This is a genomic window from Adlercreutzia sp. ZJ176, assembly GCF_011038975.1.
In the GTDB taxonomy this organism is placed as follows: Bacteria; Actinomycetota; Coriobacteriia; order Coriobacteriales; family Eggerthellaceae; genus CAAEEV01.
In genome coordinates this window covers 1-17,289 of sequence record NZ_JAAKEC010000026.1, presented here as the reverse complement: position 1 = coordinate 17,289, position 17,289 = coordinate 1, and the positions used below count along the sequence as shown (strand labels likewise).

Sequence of the window (17,289 nt, the reverse complement as noted above, 5' to 3'; positions counted from 1 at the left end):
CGAGGTGACCATCTGCGGCAGGGCGAAGGAGGTCCCCGTGGGGTTGAGGGTAGTTGCGAGGAGAGATGGCGACAGAAGATCTGACAGCTGAGGAAGCGGTACAGGTGGCACGTGCCTGCGGGCGCGCGTCTGTCCCCTTCGCGGTACAGCATGTGACCGCAGGCGCGTCCTGCGCCCCCAACCCGCACAGCCTCCTGCTGGGTCAATTGACCCAGCGGGAAAGGACTCGCATATGAGCTACGCTCTGCGAGTGGAGGACCAGGAGGCGGTGCTCGGCGAAGACTCTCCTCGCGGCGCCAAGGATCGGCTCGCCTCCGAGGCCGCTTCCCGTCGTGACGGCAGCTCGTCGTCCGCATGGCCGACCTCCGGGGAGCTCACCGACGACGAGGCCGCGGAGATCCTCGCGGGGTCGAGCTCGGGGCTGCGCCCCGACCTGTCGCGCCGCGGCTACCGGCTCGCGAAGCGCGCGTTCGACATCGTCGCCTCCGGCGCGGCCATAGCGCTCCTGCTGCTCCCCGGCCTCGCGCTGTCGGCGGTCATCTGCGCCAAGAGCCCGGGTGCCGGCCCCCTCTACGGGCAGGTGCGGGTGGGGAGGCTGAACCCCGACGGCACCTACCGTCTCTTCCGCATGTGGAAGTTCAGGAGCATGGTGCCTAACGCGGATCGGATGCTCGACGAGCTCAAGGACAGGAACGAGGCAGACGGCCCGCTCTTCAAGATCAAGGACGACCCCCGCGTCATCCCCGGCGTCGGGCAGTTCATCCGCCGCCACTCGCTCGACGAGCTCCCGCAGCTGATCAACGTCTTCCTAGGCGACATGAGCCTCATAGGTCCCCGCCCGGCCCTCCCCGGGGAGGTCGTGCAGTACGACGAGCGCGCCAGGCGCCGCCTGACCGTGAAGTGCGGCTGCGGCGGCCCCTGGCAGGCCGGTTCCCGCAGCGACGGCACCTTCGATGAGATGGTCGACCTCGACTTGGACTACGTCGAGAGGTGCTCGACTGGCTACGACCTCAGGCTGATGGCCGGCACCGTCAAAGCCATGATTACCGGGGAAGGGGCGTACTGATGCAGGCAGCTCGTAGCGAGAGGATGGTTCTCCTGTGATACACCTGGTGCTCTTGTCAGGCGGCTCGGGCACGCGCCTGTGGCCGCTGTCGAACGGGGCGCGCTCCAAGCAGTTTCTCAAGGTGCTGTGCGACGGGGACGGCGGCCATGTATCGATGGTCCAGCGCGTGATGTCGCAGGTGAGGAGGGTCCCCGCCGACCTCGACGTCACCATAGCGACCTGCGAGCAGCAGCGCGGCTCGGTCGAGCGGCAGGTCGGGGGCGCCTACTCGCTCGTGCTCGAGCCCGAGCGGCGCGACACGGCGCCGGCCATCATGCTCGCCTGCGCCCACCTCGCCTGGGAGCAGGGGGCCGGCGAAGATGACACCGTCGTCGTGATGCCGATAGACACCTTCGCCGACCAGGCCTACTACGACCGCGTGGCCGACCTCGATGAGGCTGTGCAGGCCGGCGTGGCCGAGCTCGTGCTGCTCGGCGTGGAGCCCACCTACCCCTCGGAGAAGTACGGCTATATCGTGCCGGCCTCCCGCGAGGGGGAGGCGTGGCCCGTCGGGCGCTTCACGGAGAAGCCCGGCGAGGAGGAGGCGAGAGAGCTCATCTCCCGGGGTGCCCTCTGGAACTGCGGCGTGTTCGCGTTCAAGCTGGGCTACCTGACGGACGTAGCCGCCAGGTACCTCGAGGCTGGCTCGTTCGAGGAGCTCCGCTCCCGCTACGGCGAGCTGCCGAAGATCTCCTTCGACTACGAGGTCGTGGAGAGGGCGTCCTCGGTCGCCGTCGTGCCCTACGCGGGCACGTGGAAGGACCTCGGCACCTGGAACACGCTCTGCGAGGAGATGGCGGAGGCGTCATCGGGCCGCGCGGTGGGAGCGGAGACCTGTGAGAACACGCACGTGGTGAACGAGCTGGGGCTGCCGCTCGTGGCCCTCGGGCTCGCAGACGCGGTCGTCGTCGCCACGCCCGACGGCATCCTCGTGGCCGACAAGGCGGCGAGCAGCCAGATGAAGCCCTACGTGGGGCAGGTGGCGGAGTCGCGCCCCATGTGCGAGCGGCGCCGCTGGGGCACCTACCGCGTCATAGACTCGAGCGCCCACCCCGACGGGGCGCGCTCGCTCACGAAGGAGCTCATCATCGAGGCGGGACGGCAGCTCTCCTACCAGCGCCACGCGCGGCGCGCCGAGATGTGGACGATCGTCTCCGGCTTCGGTGAGGTCGTGCTCGACGGGCTCACGCGTCAGGTGCGCGCCGGCTCGGTCGTCTCCATACGCCCCGGCCAGCTGCACGCGGCGCGCGCGATCGAGGAGCTGCACGTCATCGAGGTCCAGGTGGGGGACGTCCTCGTCGAGGAGGACATCGAGCGCTTCGGGGACTTCTGGGAAGAGCGAGAGAGGAAGGGCTGCTGCTAGCATGGGCGAATGCACGGGAAAGAAGGCGCTGATAACCGGCGTGACGGGCCAGGACGGCAGCTACCTCGCGGAGCTGCTGCTGGGCAAGGGATACGAGGTGCACGGCATGGTCCGCCGCTCCTCGGTCGACTTCCGCGAGAGGATAGCGCACCTGGAGGGCGCCCCGAACTTCCACCTGTGCTACGGCGACCTCAACGACTCCATGAGCCTCGTCGGCGCCATAGGATCGATCCGCCCCGACGAGCTCTACAACCTGGCGGCACAGTCCCACGTGCAGGTCTCCTTCGACGTGCCGGAGTACTCCGCCGAGGCCGACGCGGTCGGGGTTCTGCGCGTGCTGGAGGCGGTGCGCCTCACGGGGCAGGCCGAGACCTGCCGCGTCTACCAGGCCTCCACGAGCGAGCTCTACGGCAAGGTCGAGGAAGTGCCTCAGAGCGAGAGCACCCCCTTCCACCCCTACAGCCCCTACGCGGTGGCCAAGCAGTACGGCTTCTGGATCGTGAAGGAGTACCGCGAGGCGTACGGCATGTACGCCTGCAGCGGGATACTCTTCAACCATGAGAGCGAGCGGCGCGGCGAGACGTTCGTCACCCGCAAGATCACGCTCGCGGCCGCGCGCATAGCCCAGGGCAGGCAGGACAGGCTGTATTTGGGCAACCTCGACTCCCTGCGCGACTGGGGCTACGCCAAGGACTACGTGGAGTGCATGTGGCTCATCCTGCAGCAGCCCGAGCCCGACGACTTCGTCATCGCCACGGGCGAGCAGCACTCGGTGCGCGAGTTCTGCACGCTCGCCTTTCACTATGCGGGGATCGAGCTGGAGTGGCGCGGCGAGGGGCTTAACGAGAAGGGCGTCGACAGGGCGACGGGCAGGGTGCTCGTGGAGGTCTCCCCCGACTTCTACCGCCCGACCGACGTCGTGAACCTGCTCGGCGATCCCACCAAGGCACGAGAGGTGCTCGGCTGGGACCCGCGCTCCACCAGCTTTGAGGGGCTCGTCGAGCTCATGGTAAGGCACGACATGGAGAAGGTCGCCGTCGAGAGGGAGTCCGAGAGGGTTCGCGAGAACCTCGTCGAGCACCTCAAGAGGGGAGTGGTGAGGTAGATGGCCATGGAGGGGGACTCGAGGATATACGTCGCGGGGCACCGCGGCATGGTGGGCAGCGCCATCGTGCGCCGGCTCGAGGCTGAGGGCTACTCTAACGTCGTCACGCGAACGCACGCGGAGCTCGACCTCACGCGCCAGGACCAGGTGGAGCGCTTCTTCGAGGAGGAGCGCCCCGGCTACGTGTTCCTGGCGGCCGCCAAGGTGGGCGGCATCGCCGCGAACTCCGCGGCGCCCGCCGACTTCATGTACGAGAACATGGCGCTGGAGATGAACGTCATCCACTCCGCGTGGAGGGCCGGCGTGAAGAAGCTCCTGTTCCTGGGCTCGAGCTGCATCTACCCGCGCCTGGCGCCCCAGCCCATGCCCGAGTCCTGCCTGCTCACAAGCGCGCTCGAGCCCACCAACGAGGCCTACGCGCTCGCCAAGATATCCGGCCTCAAGTACTGCGAGTACCTGAACCGCCAGCACGGCACCGACTTCATCTCCGTCATGCCCACGAACCTCTACGGCCCCAACGACAACTACCACCCCGAGCACTCCCACGTTCTGCCGGCGCTCATCCGCCGCCTCCACAAGGCCAAGGTGTCGGGCGCCGAGTCGGTGACCTGCTGGGGCGACGGCACGCCTTTGCGCGAGTTCCTCTACGTGGACGACCTGGCCGACGCCTGCGTGTTCCTGATGAACAACTACAGCGGCGACGAGACCGTGAACCTCGGCACGGGAAGGGAGCTCACGATCAAGGAGCTCGCCGAGCTGGTGGCTGAAGTCGTGGGCTACGACGGGAGGATCGAGTGGGACGCCTCCCGCCCCAACGGCACGCCGCGCAAGCTCCTCGACGTGGGCAAGCTCACGTCGCTCGGCTGGCGCTACAGGACGGAGCTCGAGGACGGCGTGCGGCTGGCCTACGAGGACTTCCTGCGCAACCCCGTGAGGGCTGAGAGATAGCGCGCGTAGAGGGCATACCGACCTGCGACATCATGGGCGTCGGAATCGCAGCAGTAGGGATGGACCAGCTCATCGGCTACGTCACGTCCCACGTCGGGGAGCTCCGCGGGAACTACATCTGCGTCTCCAACGTCCACACCACCGTCATGGCCTTCGAGGACGAGGGGTACCGCGCGATCCAGAACGGCTCTGCGATGAGCATCCCGGACGGGGGCCCTCTCTCCTCCGTGGGGCGCAGGCGCGGCTTCGCGGGCATGGAGAGGACGACGGGACCCGACCTCATGCTCGCCCTCTTCGAGGGGGCGCGACAGCATCCCCTGAGGCACTACTTCTACGGGTCGAGCCAACGGACCCTCGACGCCCTGTCCGCCGCGCTCGAGGCCGACTACCCCGACGTGCGGGTCGCCGGCATGTTCAGCCCACCGTTCAGGGAGCTCACGCCGGAAGAGGACGCCGGACATGTCGAGATGATGAACGCAGCGGACCCGGACGTCGTATGGGTGGGCCTCGGCGCGCCGAAGCAGGAGAGGTGGATGGCCGCGCACGAGGGCAGGGTCAACGCCTTGATGGTGGGCGTGGGGGCGGCCTTCGACTACCTTGCTGGAAACATCAGGCGCGCCCCGGCGTGGATGCAGAGGGCGAACCTCGAGTGGGCGTACCGGCTCATGCAGGATCCCAGGCGCCTCGCCGGGCGCTACGCCTCGACCAACGCGAAGTTCGTGTGGCACGCGATGGTGAGGGGGGAGTAGCGATGGCGTCTGGCTGCAAGCCGCGCGTCCTGCTCGCCCACAACTTCTACCAGGTTCCCGGCGGCGAGGACGCGGTCTTCTCCAACGAGGGGAGGCTCCTGCGCGAGGAGGGGCATGGGGTGGTCGAGTACACCCGCCACAACGACGAGGTCAGGGGGCTGGCGGGCAGGCTCGAGCTCGCCAGGTCGCTGAGGTGGAGCAGGCGCACGTACGAGGAGGTCCGCTCCCTCATCCGCAGGGAGTCGGTGGACCTGGTCCACTGCCACAACGCCTTCCCCCTCATATCCCCCTCGATCTACGACGCTGCGCGCGACGAGGGCGTGCCCGTCGTGCAGACGGTCCACAACTTCCGGCTGCTCTGCCCGGGCGCTACCTTCTACAGGGACGGGGAGGTGTGCGAGGAGTGCCTGTCGGGCGGCTTGGGGCGCGCCGTGAGGCACGGCTGCTACAAGGGCTCGCGGGTCTACACCGAGGCGCTGGCCAGGGCCATGGAGTGGCACAGGGCCCACCGCGTCTACCGCGGCGTGCACATGGTGTTCCTGACGGAGTTCAACAAGACGAAGCACTTAAAGTTCGTTCGCGAGCAGGGCTGCGTCGCCCACGTGAAGCCCAACTTCTCCTTCCCCGTAAACCTTAGCGAGTCAAGGCGAAGTAATGGCAGGAAGCTATTGTTCGTTGGGCGGCTTGAGGAAGAAAAAGGCATCAAGCTGTTGCTTGATTTCTGGAAAGCCCAAGACTCGAAGTGCTCTTACGAGCTGGTCATTTTAGGATCGGGTTCTCTTGAGCGTGCAGTTGCCGATTGCCAAAGCTTTTGTTCCAATGTCAGTTTTCTTGGAAGGCTGGAGCATGGTTGTGTTCTTGAGCAGATTGCCAATTCAGAAGCTCTAATATTTCCAAGCTTGTGGTATGAAGGCTTTCCGATGACAATAGCCGAATCGTTCTCTCTAGGTGTTCCTGTTATCTCGTCAGATCTAGGGAATCATGGGCAAATTGTCAGAGAAAGCGGAGGCGGTGCATGTTTTTCCGTCAGCTCTAGCGATTCGTTTTGGAGCTGCGTGGATAGGGTTTGCTCTCGCCGAGAAGAATATGCTTACAGAGCAAGAAAATATTTCGAGACGAATCTTTCAAAACAAAGCAATTTAAAAATGCTGGACGAGATATACAACATGATCGCAAGCAGTCGGAAAGGAGAATATTTGTGACCGATTCGGTTGATGCAGTGAAGCCGGGCAAACAAGGGTGTCGAAAATATGTAAAGTACCCGCTTAAGGTTGTCCTTTTGCTTATTGATAAAGTAAGCAGGTCGACATATAAGAAGCTGTATCCGAAGTATTTGAAGTGGCTTGGGGTTGATGTATCAGATAGCTTCGCTGACTTTGGAGATCCTTGGATAAGTCCATCATGCATATTCGACGCTTCTGCTTATCACTTAATCAAACTGGGAGATGGCGTTACCGTTTCATACGATGTTTCGCTTCTTGTTCACGATTGGAGTATAGACAAGCCTTTATGCCTTGAAGGTCGGCATGGATGCCTGCTGGGGCCTATTGAAATTGGACAAAACTCCTTTATTGGTGCAAGATCTGTTGTTTTACCGAATACACGCATTGGAAAGAATTGTATCGTTGGTGCAAATGCAGTTGTTAAAGGAACTTTTCCGGATGGGTCGGTCATTGGTGGAAACCCTGCAAAAATAATTGGTCAGACGGATGCATTTTGCGTGAAGCACAAGGTTAAGCGAGATATCTTTTACACTGATGAATCAACGTTTGCCTAATGTGTGATTGGCTGTACTGAAAGGGTTGTCTTGACCAAAGTTTCTGTTGTTGTCCCCATCTATAAAGTCGAGCTGTATCTAAGAAAATGCATTGAATCCTTGTTGGCTCAAACTCTGAAGGATGTTGAGCTTGTTCTTGTTGATGACGGATCTCCTGATCGGTCGGGAGATATAGCGGAGTCGTATGCTCAACGAGACCCAAGGGTCAAGGTTGTCCATCGGGAGAACGGAGGGCTTGGGCCGGCCCGTAATACCGGAATAGAGGCTGCAACTGGCGAGTACATTGGTTTTGTTGACTCTGATGACTGGGTTGATGCGGATATGTACGAAAGGCTTTACCGTGCTGCCGCAAACGACGATGCAGACGTCTGTTATTCGGGTTTGCAGCTTGTTAGGGATTCCGGGAGGAGGAAACGTGTTCCAATCAGTTTCTCCGGTTCTGCATTTAAGGAAGGGGAAATACATACATTTTCTCTGAATTTCTACGGTGCAGCAGCGAAAAAAGGATCTGTCAGGATTCATGCGTCGGTATGTCCAGCGATATATAAGAGAACTTTGCTAATGGAAAACAATATAAGGTTCAGAAACGTAAGATCTGAGGATCATTTTTTTAATATCGAAGTATGTAGGGCGTCTTCGATGGTTGTATGCGTAGAGGGGACGCCCTATTGCTACAGAAAGCAGGGGCAATCTTCGATAACAAATGCATTTAATCCTAATTCGATTGAGCAATTCAATAATTTTTTTATCGCTCTGCTTGATGAAGCCTATGGCGAAAGCGAGGCGTATTGCGAGGAGTGCATTATTAGGGCACAAAGATCAATTATCGATTACAGTATAGAGTTGATAGAGAAGATTACTGAAAGTGTTACCGATCACCGGTCTTCGATTGAGTACTTAAAGACAGTGATGGCACTTCAATCCGTAAAAACCTCGGTGCTTTCTTACCCGGCGAACTGTATGGGCTTTATTTCGAGAAGATATCTAGTTTTGCTTCGGCGTAGAGATGCGGACTCGTTGTTGAAGTGGTCTAATCTCGTAGTAGCGGTAAAAAAGCTAGTCAGGATAGTTCTTTGAAGCGCTTTCGAAGAACACCCGTTATTGTGGATGGTGGAAGCTCTGCTTTTAGGCTGCTTTTTTCCTCACTGCTGCTACTGTCATTGACCGTTCATGCCTTTGAAAGCATAGCTCCTCAGCTATCGATTCTTTCTTTCTTCTGCGACTTGATTGTATCAGTACTGACTGTTTCCATGTTCGTAAATATCAAGCGCTTGGCAAATGCGCCTTTACTTCCTTCCATGATGATTATGGTCCTCGTTGTTTTTGATCTAGTGATGCTGTTTTACAGATCAACGGATTTGACATTATTTTTATGGGGAGCACGTAATCAGTATCGCTTTCTTCTTCTGTTTCTAGCGGTAATCGTTTTCTTGAAGGAGTCCGATCTGCCGCACTTCGTTGATCTTATGGATAAAGTTCTTATTCTCAATCTATTCGTTGTAACCGTCCAGTTCTTTGTATGTGGCGTAAGGGGGGATTATTTAGGGGGAACATTTGGAGTCGGGCAAGGCTGCAACGGCATGCTGAACATTTTTATTTGCGTAGAGTTTGCAAGTGCGTTAAGTCGCTATATGGCTGGTGAAATTCCAGGAAAAAAAGCTGCCTTTGTTGCTTTTATCTGTCTCTATTGGGCGGCTCTCGCCGAGCTGAAGTACTTCTATCTCGAAGTTGCAATCATTGCCTTAGTTGTTATATTGGGGTCCGGACGTGATATCGAAAAGAAGGTAAAGATAGCGCTAATTCTCGTTGCTGGGCTGATTGTATCAACCAATACTCTCGTCATGCTATTTCCTAGTTTTGTTGACTATTTCAATCCTGGATCAATGGTTCATTATTTCACTCATATTGGATACGGCGTAGGGGGCTTTAATCGGTCAACTGCATTATCAATATGTCAGACATTGTTTTTTAACAATGATTTTGGTCTTTGCCTTGCGGGTTTGGGGTTAGGAAATGCCGAATATTCGGATCAGATAGCGGTTTTCAATAGCGACTTTTACAAGACCTACAAATTGTATGGATATAACGGTTATCTCGATTCTATGATATTTGTCGAACGCGGATATCTTGGTCTTGCGTGGTATATCGTGTTCTTCGCCTTGTCAGGCTTTGAGTCTTGGAGAAAGATGAAGGTCACCTCTGGTTATGCTAATGCTTTGATGGTGATGTGCTTAGCGTTGTCTTTCATATTCTTACTTGGCTTGCTATACGATTCCGCTCTGCGTACCTCATCGAGCGGTTATATAGCTTTCTTTGTAATGGCGATTCCCTTTCTTGTCGGGAAGCTCGAAGGGGATTCACTAGAGGGTAAGCTCAAAGGGCAGTCCTTATGGGCACGATAGCAGACAGACTAGTATGTAATGTCGCAGGTCTTTCGCTGATTTGCGGAATGCTCGGGTATCCGGGATTTGGACTTTCCGAAAACCGTGTTGCCAATAGGCTCAAAACATTAACTTGAACAGGCGTTTTGTGTGAGAACTAAGGGTATCCAGGATTTAGTGTGGACGATTCGAGCAAAAGCTTAACCTGATCTGCGGTGATGAATGCAAAATACAGTAAAGTCGATGGCAGTTCTGCCAAATTAGCCTGATTTTTGGGCGCACCTGCCCAAGCCCCTTGCGGGGGCATTTCAAAAAAGTTGATGTCGAACCTTAAAAAACTAGACCAAGAGCCCCGCCTCCGGGCAGCCGGAGGGCCCGCCTTCTGCGGCCTGCTAGTTGTAGTTGGGCAGAGCCACACCTTCCTTGCTCATCGGCGGGTACCCGAATGCGAGCAAAAGGCGCCGCCTCATGTTCTCGAAGTTCGCGAACCCGCAGGCGCGGCGCTTCATGTCCTTGATCTTGCGGTTGTCGTTCTCGGCGTAGGCGTTGGTCTTTCCCGTCCTGTAGGCGTTCAAGACGTGCTCCTCTGCTTCTTTAATGCTGCCTGCCGCCATGGCTATCTCCTTGATCCCGCAGTTCTGGGCCTGGCTTATCCAGTCGCCGAGGGCTTTTTTCATCTCCCGCCCATTGGCGAAGTCCGTGTCGGCCCACACGTAGAACGCTTGCAGCCTTGCGTAGGCTTTTGCGAGCTCCTCGCTCGTCCCGAGCAGGTATTCGACGCGGCAGGCGAGGGGTTCTTTTCCGGATTCGATACGTTTGGCATCCAAGTCCTCGAGACGGGGCTTCCTCATCAAAAAGAGCTTGCGCGCCCCCTTGAGGTCTTGTTTGACGCTGATACATGCTTCGCGTTGCAGCCTCGCGCGAACCTTGTCGAACGCCTTGGTCACGCAGCGTACGACGTGGAAGCGGTCGACGCGCACCTCGGCGCAGGGAAGCCATCTCTCGGCGGCGTTGACGAACCCCCAGCGCATGTCGCAGCAAAGGCAGTCGACCGACCCGAGTTCTCCTTCGCTGAACCGGGAGAACCATGCGTCGAGGGTCTCCGGCCTGCGGTCGCGCAGGACGTCGACCAGCACCCCGCGCTCCCCGTCGACTGCGTATGCGCCCGTCTTGCCGGCGTCCGTGTCGGCCTCGAGCTCGTCGACGCGCAGCACGCGCGGCAGGTAGGGCTCCGGGACGGCCATCGCGTCAAGAACCTTGCACGCCATGTCCTTGCTCGGCCCGAAGCGCCGCGAGATGGACCTCGCCGACTGGCGGCGCATGAGCTCGACGCCGATGAGCGTGACCAAGTCATTGGTCATATGGGAGCTCAAAGGACTCTTGAGCTCATCTGCCTCAAGCCACGTGCGCTTACACATGGGGCATCTGTAGCGTCTCTGCCTGATCCTGACCGCGGTGGGCATGCCTCCTATGGGGGCGCAGAACATGCTGCGCTTCTCGTGGCCGTGGACGTTCCCCCTGCCCCCGCACGTCGGGCACGTCCTGTCGCGGGGCTTGCGCGATATGTGGATGACGGAGGCGCATCCTTGGTTCTCGATGCGCTCGATGGCGTAGAACCTCGGTATCCCCGCGAGGTGCTTGATGCTGTTCACGCCATCGCCTCGCATTCCGCGCTTCGCTTCTCCGTGGTGCCGATTCTGCTTCTCATGGTGTGCCTCCTTATGGCATGGAGGCAGATCGCCATAGGGGTCCCTGGGAAGGTGGCCGCCTTCCCAGGGACCCTGCCTGAAAGCCGCCCGCTAGGCTTTGGCGCGGTTCTCTGCCTCCTGATGGCTAGCTCAGGCAGCCCATTAAGGCAAAGCAACACCAGATTCAGAAAGGCCCGTGCTTGCGGTGTCGCTCATCAAGCGCAACGGCCCCAACCGCCAGGATTTGAGAAACAGCGTCAAACTCAGAAAGGCTCGATTATGATCCCTAAGATAATTCACTACTGCTGGTTTGGCGGAAATCCCTTGCCGCCGTTAGCGAAAAAGTGTATCGAGAGCTGGAGACGGTACTGTCCTAATTACGAAATACGTCGATGGGATGAATCGAATTTTGATCTAAATATAAGTCCATACGCTAGGGAGGCGTACCAAGCTAAGAAGTGGGCTTTTGTGACTGACTATGTTCGGCTGTACGCGCTCGTAAACTTCGGCGGGATCTACATGGATACTGATGTTGAGATAGTTAAGCCGCTCGACGCCCTTCTCGGATACGAGGCAGTCTCAGGCTTTGAATCCGAGACGATGATCCTAACAGGGTTCATGGCGTCTGAGGCAGGACAGCCTATGTTTGTCAAGTTCCTGAATGACTACAGCAATCTTCACTTCGTCAAAGAGGACGGCTCGTTCGACAAAGAGACAAATGTCAAAAAGATAACCCGCATCTGTACGAGATACGGTTTCGCGCCAAACAATATGATGCAAACTGTCAATGGCCTCACTTTGCTGCCGAAAGACTACTTGTGTCCAAAAGACTTTGCGACTGGTGTCGTTAGGATGACGGAGAATACGTACGCTATCCACCATTTTGATGGGTCTTGGTTGTCAGATGAGGAAAGGTATTTGGTCCATGTTTCGAGAAAACTGCCGCGATTTGTTCCCGAGGCAATGCGTGGACGCATCGGTCGGGTCGCCTCATTGATGAAGTATCGTGGTGTTAGTGGAGCGGGAAGGTATCTTCTTCAAGCAAATAATCAAGAAAGATGAGTTCAGAAAGAGCCAGAAGTGCTTCGGTTTTCTCGGATACGATGCGGGGGTTTGATATGAACAAAATACTCGCTGTGTTTGGAACCCGTCCAGAGGCAATAAAGATGCGTCCGCTTGCGAACGAGCTGAGGTCTCGCTCGGATGAGTTCGAAACGGTGGTGTGCGTCACGGGCCAGCATCGCGAGATGCTCGGCCAGGTGCTCAACGTGTTCGGAGTCGAGCCCGACTATGACTTGCGCATCATGAGGCCAGGGCGGACGCTCTTCGACATCACGAGCGACGTGCTGCTTAATATAAAGTCAATTTTGGATGCCGAGCGTCCGGATTGCGTTCTCGTGCACGGAGACACCACCACCTTGTTTGCGGCTGCGCTCGCGGCGTTCTACCTGCAGATACCCGTGGGGCACGTAGAGGCGGGACTTCGCATCCATGACATCTGCAGCCCATGGCCCGAGGAGTTCAACCGTCAGACGGTGGACATCATCAGCCGTTGGTACTTCGCTCCCACGGAGGCGAGCCGCCAGAATCTCCTTCGCGAAGGAAAATCCGACGAGAGCATATTCGTCACCGGCAACACGGGCATTGCCGCGCTTCGAACGACGGTGAGGGACGGCTACTCGCATCCCGAGTTCAAATGGGCCGAGGGAAGCCGCCTCGTGCTCATAACTGCGCATCGCCGGGAGAACCTGGGTGGGTCCATGTGTCGCATGTTCCATGCTATCCGCCGTGTCATGGAGGAGAGACCAGATGTGAAGGCTATCTACCCCATCCACATGAACCCGCAGGTGCGCAAAGTGGCGCACGAGGAGCTAGACGGCTTTGACCGCCTGCGCATCATCGACCCGCTGGAAGTGGTTGACTTCCGCAACTTCATGGCTTGCAGCTACCTCGTTTTGACCGACTCGGGAGGCATCCAGAAGGAGGCTCCGTCGCTCGGCAGGCCCGTGCTCGTGATGCGCGACACCGCCGAGCGCCCCGAGGGCGTGGCGGCAGGCACGCTCAGACTCGTGGGAACCGACGAGGAAGTGATCTATCGTGAGTTCTCAAGGTTGCTTGACGACGCAGGCGCTTATGCCGTGATGTCTCGTGCGAGCAATCCCTACGGCGACGGATATGCCAGCGCGCGCATTGCTGACGCACTGTCGAGAAGGTGTGCGTAATAATGTCGAAAATAGCCCTCATGACATGGTTCCAGTACCACAACTACGGCACTGCGTTGCAGGTGACGGCTCTGAGCAGAGTGCTCTCATCCCTCGGAAACGAGGTTGACGTGATCGACTACAGGGCGCATGGCAGGGTCGTCGCGGCATCGGAGGAAAGCTCTCTGGTGCGACTCGCCGGGAAGGCGCGCAACAAGGCTGCCTACCATCTGCTCAGGAGGCCGTGTGTCGTTCCCGCACGCGAGGAACTCTTCGAGGCGTACCTCGACGATCGGTTGTCTTTCACCTCCCCCTGTCCGACTCTGGCCGATCTCGAGGCTCTCAACGATGTCTACGATACGTTCGTCTGCGGAAGCGACCAGATATGGGCTCCCAGCGTGTTCGACCCGCATTACTTTCTCAACTTTGCGGCCGAGTCCAGGCTCAAGGTCGCGTACGCTCCGAGTGTCGGCTTGCCCGAGGTCCGTGACGGGGATGTCGCGCGAAGGATGGGGGAGCTCGCGTCGCGCATCGACCGCCTGTCCACCAGGGAGGAGTCCGGCAGCGGGATAATCTCGGAGCTCACCGGCAGGAAGGTCGCCACGGTTCTCGATCCCACGTTTCTTCTCAGACCTGATGAGTGGGCGGGAATCGCAGGGTGCGAGGCAGACGGAGGGGGATGCGGCTACCTGCTCGCGTACATGCTTGGCAGCAATGAGTTGCAGTGGCGTCGGGTTTACGAAATCGCCGAGCGCAAGGGGCTTGACGTCCGCGTCATCCCCGTGTTCCAGCGCGACCTCAAGCGCAAGGGTTGCCTCACCCGCCCCGTGGGGCCTCGCGAGTTCGTCGCGCTTGTCGCGGGCGCATCCTACGTGTGCACGGACTCGTTCCACGGCGTCGCGTTCTCCATCAATTTCAAGAGGGAGTTCTGCGCGTTCGAGCGATTCCGGGAGGGGGATCCCGTCAACCAGAACTCCCGGGTCCACAACATCCTCGCAAGGACGGGCTTGGAGGGCAGGCTCGCCGCCAGGGGCAAGGGAATGGACGACTTGGTCAAGCCGATAGACTGGACTCCGCCTTGCGATCGGCTTGACCAGGAGCGGGAGGCGTCGCTGTCTTGGCTGAAAGACGCGCTCGCCTCGGCTGCTCCGCCGGAGTCTCACAAGAACAACGTCCTTCGCAACCGCTCCCTGTGCTGTGGGTGCTCGGCGTGCGAGGTCGTATGCCCCGTCGGGGCAGTCGGCGTCTCCCTCGACGCGGAGGGCTTCTGGCGTGCGGAGGTGGACGAGGCTGTCTGCATCTCCTGCGGCAAGTGCCGTGCGACGTGCCCCTTCATCGAGCGGTCGACGTCGCTTCCTATAGGGGCAGGCTCGCTTTACTCCTTCAAGAGCTCAGATGCAGCTCGCCTGCTCTCGTCGTCGAGCGGCGGCGCGGCGGCGGCTATCGCCGAGAGGGCGTCTGCCGAAGGCGCCGCGACGCTCGGCTGCGCGTTCGATCTTGAGGGCGGCGGGGCGGCCCATCGCCTCGTTCTGCCCGGCGACGCGGAGGGGCTTGCGTCTCTCGCCGGAAGCAAGTACATGCAGAGCAGGATGTCACCTGCCCTCGCCGAGGCGGCCGTCCGCAAGGAGGAGGTTGTCGTATTCGGCACGCCCTGCCAGGTCGCCGGCGCGCGCAACCTGCTCGCACGCTGCGAGGGCGTGACCTACGTAGACCTCATCTGCCACGGCGTGCCGAGCCGTCATCTTTACGAGCGTTACCGCGAGTGGCTCCATGGGACGTACGGGTTGAACCCGAGCATCGTGCGGACGGAGTTCCGCTACAAGCCACGCGGGTGGAGAGAGAGGTATGTATACTCGACGGACGGAGAGAGGGAGGCGTGCCTGCACCAGAGGAAGGACCCCTACTTCCTCCTCTTCGAGGCCGGCCAGTGCTACGCTGGCTGCTGCTATGAGTGTCCCTGGCGGTCGGCGAGCGCTGCTGACGTTCGACTCGGCGACTATTGGGGGCCGAGGTTCGAGGGGGATGAGACCGGCGTGAGCATGGTTCTCGCCATGACGGATCGCGGGCGCGAGGTGACTGGCGCTCTGTCGACGGCAGGGGCCCTGAAGGAGCAGCCGCTCGAGGACTACATCTCCTGGCAGCAGACGAGAAACGAGCCGGAACCCGTCTTCAGGGAGAGGCTGCTCTCGCTCCTCTCCGATCCCTCGATCTCCATCGAGGACGTGGCGGGCGAGTTCGCCGAGCCAATAGCCCGCGAGAGGGACCTGCGCCGGTCGATTGCTCCCTTGGCGCGCATCGCCAAGCGAGTGTTGGGGAAGAGCCACCGATGACTTCCCGACGCTATAAGGAGCTCTCGGCCAACACGGCGCTCTTCGCCATCAGCACGTTCGGCTCGAAGCTCGTCCAGTTCCTCCTCCTGCCGCTCTATACGTCCGCACTGAGCACGGCCGACTACGGCATGGTTGACTTGGTGCAGAGTACGGTCTCCTTGCTCGTGCCGGTACTCACCCTCAACGTGCAGGACGCGGTGCTGCGGTTCGGGCTGGGAGGAGACGCCGAGTCCGAGGAAGTGCTTTCGATCGGATTGAGGTCGGTAGCGGGTGGGGCGTGCGCGCTCCTCGTCGTCCTGGCTGCGGCCACGATGCTCGGGGCCGTGCCCGTGGACGAGGCGTACACGGCGTTTCTACTCGCGATGTTCCTGCTGGGGTCTCTGGGCAATGTGCTCACGATGCATCTCAAGTCGCAGGGCCACATTAGGCCGCTCGTCGTGAGCGGCATAGGCGGCACGCTCGTCACCTGCGTAGCTGCGGTTCTCCTGCTCATCGCAATCCCTCTCGGGGTCGTCGGCTACATGGCCGCCATGGCGCTAGGGAGCCTCTTCTCCGTTTGTGTCCTGCTCGTCGCGGAGAGGATCTCGCTGGGGGTGATCCTCTGCTCGCGCCCCGGATTGTTCCGGGCCATGGCGATGTACAGCGCGCCCCTCATCGCCAACAGCCTCGCATGGTGGGTGAGCGACCTGAGCGACCGCTATGTTGTCGCGCTCATCTGTGGCGCGGCGGCGAACGGCGTCTACGCGGTGGCGTTCAAGATCCCGACTATCCTCTCCACGCTGCAATCGATCTTCTACAACGCTTGGTCGATCTCCGCCATCAAGGAGTTTAACGAGGACGACGAGGACGGTTTCCTCGGCAGGATGTACGGGCTCTACTCTTGCGCCATGTGCCTCGGCTGCTCCGTGATCATGCTGCTCGACGTCCCGCTTGCCCATATTCTCTACGCCAACGAGTTCTTCGAGGCGTGGCGTTACGTTCCCTTCCTCCTCGTCGGAGTCCTGCTGAACGGGCTGTCTTTGTTCGAAGGTTGCATCTACGCCGCGGCTCGGCGCACGAAGGAGGTGTCAGCCACCACGATCGCGGGCGCGGTCGTGGGAATCGGGTCCTGTATTGTGCTCACCTTCGTCATAGGCCCGATGGGGGCGGCGATCGCCACGTTCCTCGGCCATCTTGTCACATGGGGGGTGCGCACGATGGTTCTGGTGAAGCGCGTCACGAGAATAAAAGTGTCCTGGCCGACTGAGATCGCCGGCCTTTTGGTTCTCGTGATCCAGGCGACGCTCGCCATCTGGTGGGGAACCCAGCCCGTTCAGCTTATTGCTTTTGTTGCGCTGGTAATTATCTATCGGAGGCGCTTGGGTGGCGTTGTCGGGGTGGTTTCCCAAAGGTTTTCCTGATTCGTCGGTTCTAGGCAAAATGTTAGGTAGTAAACCGCAATAATCAACTCGCCATCAGGCAAAACACTCTTAATTGAACGTATCTTTGACAACTAAAACACCTGTTCAAACCCGATTTTGGGTACAACGACCTACGCCCTTGATAGGGCTGATTTTTGAAGGTTCGATTTTTAGTGCCCTACGAGCACAGGTAGGCCAGGGGCATCACTACCTTCTTGCGCAACAGCGCGGCGTAGATCAAG

At 59.4% G+C, this 17,289-nt stretch carries 14 protein-coding genes; 13 read left to right on the top strand and 1 reads right to left on the bottom strand.

The genetic code is table 11. The features are described 5' to 3' along the window. Window positions 1-232: 232 nt before the first annotated feature. From G7Y50_RS11285 to G7Y50_RS11245, 9 genes are read left to right on the top strand one after another with little or no spacing between them, the layout of a single operon-like run. Complete coding sequence (locus G7Y50_RS11285) at window positions 233-1,066, top strand: sugar transferase (protein WP_165056681.1); 834 nt, start codon at window positions 233-235, stop codon at window positions 1,064-1,066. Window positions 1,067-1,100: 34 nt separating this feature from the next. Then, entirely contained in the window at window positions 1,101-2,468 is a 1,368-nt protein-coding gene (locus tag G7Y50_RS11280) for a sugar phosphate nucleotidyltransferase (protein ID WP_165056680.1), read from the top strand. Window position 2,469: 1 nt separating this feature from the next. Continuing rightward, window positions 2,470-3,573 (top strand): GDP-mannose 4,6-dehydratase, encoded by a 1,104-nt coding sequence (gene gmd / locus G7Y50_RS11275; RefSeq protein ID WP_165056679.1) that lies wholly within the window; start codon window positions 2,470-2,472, stop codon window positions 3,571-3,573. A gap of 6 nt (window positions 3,574-3,579) precedes the next feature. Then, entirely contained in the window at window positions 3,580-4,521 is a 942-nt protein-coding gene (locus tag G7Y50_RS11270; protein WP_165056678.1) for a GDP-L-fucose synthase, read from the top strand. Between the two features lie 59 nt (window positions 4,522-4,580). Continuing rightward, entirely contained in the window at window positions 4,581-5,270 is a 690-nt protein-coding gene (locus tag G7Y50_RS11265) for a WecB/TagA/CpsF family glycosyltransferase (RefSeq protein ID WP_206214847.1), read from the top strand. A 2-nt stretch (window positions 5,271-5,272) separates the two neighbouring features. After that, the gene (locus tag G7Y50_RS11260; RefSeq protein ID WP_165056676.1) at window positions 5,273-6,472 is read left to right on the top strand and encodes a glycosyltransferase; all 1,200 of its coding nucleotides are present in this window, start codon (window positions 5,273-5,275) and stop codon (window positions 6,470-6,472) included. Then, window positions 6,469-7,047, top strand: a complete 579-nt coding sequence (locus tag G7Y50_RS11255; protein WP_165056675.1) for a DapH/DapD/GlmU-related protein — start codon at window positions 6,469-6,471, stop codon at window positions 7,045-7,047. The genes G7Y50_RS11260 and G7Y50_RS11255 overlap by 4 nt, the downstream gene beginning before the upstream one ends. 30 nt (window positions 7,048-7,077) lie before the next feature. Beyond that, entirely contained in the window at window positions 7,078-8,124 is a 1,047-nt protein-coding gene (locus G7Y50_RS11250) for a glycosyltransferase (RefSeq protein WP_165056674.1), read from the top strand. Continuing rightward, window positions 8,121-9,449: a hypothetical protein gene (locus tag G7Y50_RS11245; protein WP_165057080.1), complete on the top strand. Its 1,329-nt coding sequence runs from the start codon at window positions 8,121-8,123 to the stop codon at window positions 9,447-9,449. The genes G7Y50_RS11250 and G7Y50_RS11245 overlap by 4 nt, the downstream gene beginning before the upstream one ends. Before the next feature lie 371 nt (window positions 9,450-9,820). Here the strand turns inward: G7Y50_RS11245 and G7Y50_RS11240 are convergent, their stop codons facing one another. Then, window positions 9,821-11,080 (bottom strand): ISL3 family transposase, encoded by a 1,260-nt coding sequence (locus tag G7Y50_RS11240; protein WP_165056672.1) that lies wholly within the window; start codon window positions 11,078-11,080, stop codon window positions 9,821-9,823. Between the two features lie 54 nt (window positions 11,081-11,134). Here G7Y50_RS11240 and G7Y50_RS11235 point away from each other — a divergent pair, with 54 nt between their 5' ends. From G7Y50_RS11235 to G7Y50_RS11220, 4 genes are read left to right on the top strand one after another with little or no spacing between them, the layout of a single operon-like run. Then, entirely contained in the window at window positions 11,135-12,178 is a 1,044-nt protein-coding gene (locus G7Y50_RS11235; RefSeq protein ID WP_370458034.1) for a glycosyltransferase family 32 protein, read from the top strand. A gap of 56 nt (window positions 12,179-12,234) precedes the next feature. Further along, window positions 12,235-13,338 carry a non-hydrolyzing UDP-N-acetylglucosamine 2-epimerase gene (gene wecB, locus G7Y50_RS11230; RefSeq protein WP_165056671.1) on the top strand — a complete coding sequence of 368 codons (1,104 nt, stop codon included), beginning with the start codon at window positions 12,235-12,237 and terminating at the stop codon, window positions 13,336-13,338. A gap of 2 nt (window positions 13,339-13,340) precedes the next feature. Beyond that, window positions 13,341-15,647 carry a polysaccharide pyruvyl transferase family protein gene (locus tag G7Y50_RS11225; RefSeq protein ID WP_165056670.1) on the top strand — a complete coding sequence of 769 codons (2,307 nt, stop codon included), beginning with the start codon at window positions 13,341-13,343 and terminating at the stop codon, window positions 15,645-15,647. Further along, window positions 15,644-17,047: a lipopolysaccharide biosynthesis protein gene (locus G7Y50_RS11220; protein WP_165056669.1), complete on the top strand. Its 1,404-nt coding sequence runs from the start codon at window positions 15,644-15,646 to the stop codon at window positions 17,045-17,047. Before G7Y50_RS11225 ends, G7Y50_RS11220 begins: the two co-directional genes overlap by 4 nt. The last annotated feature ends 242 nt before the right edge of the window (window positions 17,048-17,289 follow it).